At 48.8% G+C, this 1,317-nt stretch carries 1 protein-coding gene; it reads right to left on the bottom strand.

Features of this window, described 5'->3' with window-relative positions; genetic code table 11:
• Nucleotides 1-24: 24 nt before the first annotated feature.
• A complete protein-coding gene (locus Psfp_RS21105) occupies nt 25-1,251 on the bottom strand; it encodes an IS256 family transposase (protein WP_134220472.1) in 1,227 nt (408 codons plus the stop codon).
• Nucleotides 1,252-1,317 lie beyond the last annotated feature (66 nt).

Below are 1,317 nucleotides of genomic sequence, written 5' to 3' on the forward strand. Positions count from 1 at the left end.
GGGGTTCGGGGGCAGCGCCCCCGATCACGAAACCATTTTACCTTGCAGCCGGTCCTCAAAAAATATCATCAGTTGCCCAATTATAATGCCCCAATCGCGAATTGGCATACTCCATTTTTTGGAGATTTCCTGTATCGAAAGATAGACCGATTTTTTGACCGCGTCGTCAGTCGGGTAAATCGTTTTGGTCTTGGTAAATTTGCGCAGCATCCGATGGAATCCCTCCACCGCGTTGGTGGTGTAAATCAGTGTCCGTACTTCCTGCGGATACTTGAAATAGGTGGACAGTTCCGCCCAGTTTGTGTCCCAAGACTTCAAAATCTGCGGATATTTCCTGTTCCACTTTTCACGAAATTCCTCCATCCGATACTCTGCATCCTCTAGTGTCGGCGCACCGTAAACCAGCTTCAAATCAGCCATGACCAGCTTGATGTCTTTGTATGGTATATACTTTGTGGAATTGCGAATTTGATGAATCACGCAAAGCTGCTGCTCTGTCTTGGGAAAAACCGTCTCGATGGCGGTCGAAAATCCGGAAAGGTTATCCCGGCAGGCAATCAAAATGTCCTGGACGCCGCGATTTTTTAATTCGTTGCATATAGTCGTCCAAAAGCTGGCGCTTTCGTTTTCTGACATCCACATGCCCAATATTTCCTTGCGACCGTCTATGTTGATCCCTAAAACGGAGTACAGGCATTTATTGATAACCCGGCTGTCCTTGCGCACTTTGAACATGATCCCATCGAGAAAAACGATAGGATAGACCGGATCCAGCGGCCTTGACTGCCACTCGACAACAGCGGGCATAATTTTGTCCGTAATGCGGCTGATCAGGCTGGCCGAAGCCTCCACTCCGTATATGTCGCGCAGGTGATCCTCAATGTCGCGGGTGGACATTCCTTTGGCATACATGGCCAGAACCCGCGCCTCAATGTCGTCGGTTCGCGTCTGTCGCTTTTCGATAATTTGCGGCTCGAATGTACCTTTCCGGTCGCGCGGGACGCTGATTTCACTCTCGCCCCATTCGCTTTTAACAGTCTTCTTGCCGTAACCGTTGCGGCTATTGCCGCTGTTATTGCCCAATACGCTGTTTTTCTCGTAGCCCAGGTGCTCATCCATTTCGGCCTCAAGCATTTTTTCCAGCGCACCGCCAAACAGACTCTTGAGCTTCGCCGATAAATCAGCGGGTGTCGCACACTCTTCGCTAATCAGAGCTGCAAGCTGCATTTCCTTTTCGTTTAACTGTGTCATGGTCATTTCTCCTTTTTGTTTTATATTGGAGATTATTCCCATTTACACAGTTGAAAATACAGCCTC

The organism is Pelotomaculum sp. FP (assembly GCF_004369245.1).
Classification (GTDB): domain Bacteria; phylum Bacillota; class Desulfotomaculia; order Desulfotomaculales; family Pelotomaculaceae; genus Pelotomaculum_C; species Pelotomaculum_C schinkii.

What these genes read in the sequence shown, in the direction of transcription:
- Psfp_RS21105 (WP_134220472.1), bottom strand. Translation starts at nt 1,251, where the DNA reads ATGACACAGTTAAACGAAAAGGAAATGCAGCTTGCAGCTCTGATTAGC.